Source organism: Paraburkholderia sp. TE9906 (assembly GCF_056279605.1).
Genome location: NZ_JBWCCT010000037.1, coordinates 1 through 4,786 on the forward strand (window position 1 = coordinate 1; position 4,786 = coordinate 4,786).

Genomic DNA, 4,786 nt, shown 5'->3' on the forward strand with positions numbered 1-4,786 from the left:
CGGTCATCGCCTTCAACGAATCGCTTCATGAGTCACCCGGTCTCAATGAGTTGATTCAGTTTAGGCGATGAGTGCGTTTTCACACAGGCTCGGCCGGTGTCGGACCGATGACACGCTAGGGCGGCAAAAAAACCGCCCATATCAGCGCGGCACCATATTCCGGCTCGGCCAGATAACTGGCTCAGGCTGGCGGTAAGCCACATTGGCTACCGACGGCAACAACAGCAAAGCTTGGCGTGTTGCCTTGCAAGTGCTGATGACAGCGACTCGGACGTGAAGCCATGACGGCATCATCGTGTGACGCATGCCGCCCGTGGGTGCTTGGCGGCGGGCCCGTCCGGCGCGCCGTTATCGAAGCGCCGCGCTGTTGTTCCGAATGGCCTGTTGTTTGAGTAGATAGACGTCCTGGCCCTGAACGTCCGCTTTTCCTTTCGCATCGTCGAGTACGGACTGAACCTTCGCGACCTGGACACGGGAGGTCGAGTCCGGGACGATGGCGACCAGCCTGCTGGCATTGTTCGGCAACACCGCCACATGCGGCAAACCGCCGTCGCTGACGTTCTTGCTGACTGCGGCGATGACTTCCTGCGTCTGCCTGGCTTTGTTGACGTCGTTCACGATGTCGGTGTGGCCGCTCGCACCTAGCTTCGCCTTGACCAACTGCTGGTTGGCGTCGGGCAGCGACGCGACAGCCCACGCCTTTTGCCAGCGCTGCCCGGCGCTTGTGTCCTGCTCCAGTTCCGCTATAGCTTGGTTGTAGTATGCCGTCGTTCCCTCGCTTTGAACCATTGTGACGGAGTCTTGCGCGGTTTTCGTCTGCTTGATCGTCAGCAACGTAGGATCGGTAACGAAATTCGGCTTCCTGAATTGTGCCGTGAGGGGTAGCGTTGGGCGTTTTGGTACCGTAACGCTATATGCTCCCACGCCATCGGTCGAGCCTGAGGCCACCTCGTGATCCTTGAGATCGCGGATGGAAATCAGCACACCCGGCAATCCATTGCCCGAACCGAGGTCAATCACCTTGCCGGTCACCTCGTCGCCGTGAACGGACACACTGACCAGCGCGGCAAGCAGCGCGGCCAACGGCCGCCAGTTGGACGATTGGTTCATTTGATTGGCTCCTTTGGCCGCCAGCACGAAAGTTCCGACGCCTTGCGGATGGCAATCCAGTCGAGGTTGCCGGGCGCATCGAACGTGAGGTTGACGTACAGTTCCTGCATTCCCTTGTTAGGCGGTAACGTCCAAGAGAGCACGTCCACCTCCGGGCCGTTCGTCTTGCTGCGGGTCCACTTTGGCGTGTCTTGCGCCGGCAGGTCGGACGCCGGCATGGGCAGGCCGCGAAAGCCCACGATCTGCAGGGTGCATGTTCTCGGCGAGGCGCTCGGCGCGCCCAGTCTGATGATGCCGCTCACCGTTTGCGGGCCCGTCATACGGTCCGTAGGCGCGGAGCCGACGATATGCCCCTTCGGCTCGTCCGGCCAGATGGTCACGGCCGTCTTGCGCAACGACACGCCCCTGGTGTGCGAAAATGGCCCGGCGTAGGACGTGACCGACACTTCCACGTGATAGCGCCCACTCGCGAGTGGGTTCGTCCTCGCGTCGGCGGATCGCGGCGGATAGGTGAGCGAGAGGTCTTTTTTTTCCTTGGGATTGAGCTCGGCAATGGTTGTTTCGGAGACCGTCAACGCTATCGGGCGATGATAAATCGCTTCCTTATCGTCGGCCCCGTCCTGCACCAGCTTCGCGGCGATCGTGACTCCTTCGTTTTTTTCCGTTGTCTCGTTTTCCAACGTGAACTTGATGCTCACGGGTCTACGCTTGACGAAGTCGGTCGTCTGAGAATCGAATTGGACGGTGATCGCGGGCGTCGCGAATAGATATTCATTGAATTCCCGGATGGTCGTGATGGCGGCCAGAAGGCCAGCGAGCAGGATGACCGTGTTTTGCAATAACGGCGGCGTGCCTTTGCGAAAGCGCTTGAAAAACCCTTCCCGAAGGCCTTCTATGGCGCCAACTCGTCCGTTGTAGGACCGCGAAATGCCAAGTGGCGTCTTCCAGATCTCGCCGGCCGTGTCGAAAGTCTCTTTCGAGGCCCAGTAGGTGACGACCATGCGCTGGTCGTCCGAATATAGCGCATGCCATGCGAGAAGCCCTGGCAGACCGTCCTTGATTTCAGGCTTCTCGTTCTCGCTGACCGTAAAGCCGACAATGTAGGCGACACGGCCATCGGCCGTGCAAAGCGTGTTCAGTAACGAGCACAACTGCTTTCGCGTACCGTGCTCACTGATGGCGTTTGGCATGTCGTCAGACCTTGCCATGTGCGCTGACTCCAGAGTCTCGTCGACCGAACCGTTTGCCACCGGTTGATGTTCGTGTTCGTGTTCGTCTCGCGAGCGAGCGACGCTCGTCCGCTTTCGATGCTCTTACGATTGCCTGGCACAGTCTGTGGGCTACCGCACGAACCCATGCGAGCGCCACCGTGTGATACAAATCGCATATATCGTGCGTCAGTTCTCGATGACAGCCATCGGCAGCACGCGACGACAACGGTCATTCGACATCGCAACCCAGATCGTCCACAATCGCTAGCAAGATTCCTCTAAATAAGTTCGGGGCTTAGGAATGGCGAAAAAAGGTAATCGCACGATAGTTGAAGAAATCTACCAGCGTCACATTCGACTGTTCCGAGAAGTCAATGATCTTCACATCTTCGCTTCTCGCACGTCGCCGCTGTTGAAGGCCGCCGCCGAGGAACATAAAGGTGAATTCATTGATCCTGACGAAGACATTAAACTCTCCGTGCCAGGAAAACACGGGCGACCTGCAATCGCGCGGCGAAATGCCACCGAGTTGAGCAGCTTGCTCAAGCGTTTTGCGAACGAAGAGCTTTTTGCAAATCTCCTCGTGACCGCTGTGTCGCGCTTCGAGGTCTACCTCGCTGATGTGCTCGGCTCGTTCCTTCGCAGAGCGCCGGAAAAGTTGGTACGCGGTCCGAAGGGTGGCGACTCTGGCAAGCCAGTGCCGTTGCAGGTGGTCATCGATGCTGAAAATCTCGAGGGGTTGTATGAGGAACTGATCGAACAGCGAATTCAAGCAATCTTTTATGCGGAGCCGAAGGAATACTGTGGTTATTTCAACGCGATATCTGAACTAGAAATTCCCGAGGAGTCTTTCCGTCAGTTCTTCGAAATCAAGGCGACCAGAGATCTCATCGTTCACAATTCTTTGCTGGTGAATGATCGCTACAAGAAAAAGGCAGGAGCGTTGTCACGGGGAGACATAGGCGACCGCCTAAAGGTCAAGAAGGACTATTTCGAAACATCTCTGAGCGCGATGAAGAAGTTGTCGGGAACGATAGAGAAGAAAACTCGTGAGAAGCACGGCAAAGACTGGGAACAGGGGCAAGATGCGGACTCGTGAACGTTAACAGATTCTAGACACGTGCACACAAAATAGCGAGGCCGCCGCTTCTGCGCGACGAAGGCCCCTTTCAAAAATAATCAAGGACCGCTTCGGGTCGAGGCTGTGTGAAAACGCAAAAGTACTCAGTTTTCAGGTGTCGCTTTACCCTTCCCAAGTCACTGCCAGGCCAATACAGCGCGATCTGAAGGGCCGATTTTTTCGAGAACCTCATCCAACACGCGTTTTCACACAGCCTCAGCTCGCCGCGAGGCCGCTCAGCGCTAGCTCAGGCTGCAGAACGTCCAAACGCCGTTAAAGTTGAAACTGAGTACCAATATCGCACGTGAACCAACAAAAAACATGACCATGACCAAGAAAAAGACCAGACTTGCCCCCACATCGAAGACGCTTCGAGAGTTATATCTCCGTTCCGGGAATATTTGCGCATTTCCGAATTGCGAAAGATTGATGATGAACTCGAAGGGCGATTTCATTGGCCAGGTTTGTCACATAGAAGCGGCGGAACGGGGCGGAGAACGCTATAACGATGACATGACGGACGAACAACGCAGGGAAGCAAGCAATCTCATGTTGATGTGCTATGAGCATCATGTCGAGACGAACGACACCCTGACGTTTCAGGCTCTCGACCTTCAGAAAATGAAGGCCGACCACGAAAGCAAGTTCGGCGGTGACCTTGTTGCTGCCACGATTCGAATGTCGTTGACCGACAGAACTGGTCGAGCCACCATTACGTTACCAAGCAACTTGCAACGTCTGTCCGACGTCCTTGATTGGGGGCATTCCACAACGGAGCTCGCAATGACGGCGGCTGAATTGAGTACGGAGCTGAGTAGGCTCAAAGATGTGCCGGAGGAAACTCGCATTCTGTTCGGCAACATTGCGATTCGGGCGGCAAGGCTCGCAAAGGCCTCGAGCGGACCGGTCCGCGTTTCCCTAAGCGGCGCGCGCATTCTTCTTGCCGCTGACATTGAAAGTGCTTTCGGTTTAACCCCCGAAATAGTTATAGGTTTCGGGGATATTTGCAATGATTGGAATCTGGGCTCTATCGAAATTTACGACGATGACGCCGGTACTTACGGCTTTCAGTTCGCGGTCACGAGCGAAAACGGATGGCCTCTATGGGACGAGTTAGCGAACTTCTGCGTTCAGTCAAACACACCGGTGGACCGTCTTTTTACGGGGTTGGATTTCAGTGTGCTGGACAGCTAATGCGTGCATCTCCGAGCTCGAAGTGCTATTCAGGCTCCGCCTGACAGCATGGTCACGGCGCATTCAACCGGTGGATGCAACACACTGAAGACTGCGTAAGCAGCAGGAGTGTTGCAAATGAAACAGCGACGCCGGATTTATTACAGCGAGA

The 4,786-nt window shown here is 56.0% G+C and carries 4 protein-coding genes; 2 read left to right on the forward strand and 2 right to left on the reverse strand.

Translation table 11 applies throughout. From position 1 onward, the window contains the following. Positions 1 to 348: 348 nt before the first annotated feature. A complete protein-coding gene (locus ACZ9H4_RS36980; protein WP_476123220.1) occupies positions 349 to 1,110 on the reverse strand; it encodes a peptidase associated/transthyretin-like domain-containing protein in 762 nt (253 codons plus the stop codon). After that, on the reverse strand, positions 1,107 to 2,300 hold the full coding sequence (locus ACZ9H4_RS36985; protein WP_476123222.1) for a hypothetical protein: 1,194 nt from the start codon (positions 2,298 to 2,300) through the stop codon (positions 1,107 to 1,109). Before ACZ9H4_RS36985 ends, ACZ9H4_RS36980 begins: the two co-directional genes overlap by 4 nt. Before the next feature lie 322 nt (positions 2,301 to 2,622). Here ACZ9H4_RS36985 and ACZ9H4_RS36990 point away from each other — a divergent pair, with 322 nt between their 5' ends. Then, entirely contained in the window at positions 2,623 to 3,420 is a 798-nt protein-coding gene (locus ACZ9H4_RS36990) for a hypothetical protein (RefSeq protein ID WP_476123224.1), read from the forward strand. A 342-nt stretch (positions 3,421 to 3,762) separates the two neighbouring features. Further along, positions 3,763 to 4,635, forward strand: a complete 873-nt coding sequence (locus tag ACZ9H4_RS36995; protein ID WP_476123226.1) for a hypothetical protein — start codon at positions 3,763 to 3,765, stop codon at positions 4,633 to 4,635. The last annotated feature ends 151 nt before the right edge of the window (positions 4,636 to 4,786 follow it).

Excerpts from the sequence above, each read along its gene's own strand:
- ACZ9H4_RS36995 (WP_476123226.1), top strand. The coding sequence starts at position 3,763 with ATGACCATGACCAAGAAAAAGACCAGACTTGCCCCCACATCGAAGACG.
- ACZ9H4_RS36985 (WP_476123222.1), bottom strand. The coding sequence starts at position 2,300 with ATGCCAAACGCCATCAGTGAGCACGGTACGCGAAAGCAGTTGTGCTCG.
- ACZ9H4_RS36980 (WP_476123220.1), bottom strand. The coding sequence starts at position 1,110 with ATGAACCAATCGTCCAACTGGCGGCCGTTGGCCGCGCTGCTTGCCGCG.
- ACZ9H4_RS36990 (WP_476123224.1), top strand. The coding sequence starts at position 2,623 with ATGGCGAAAAAAGGTAATCGCACGATAGTTGAAGAAATCTACCAGCGT.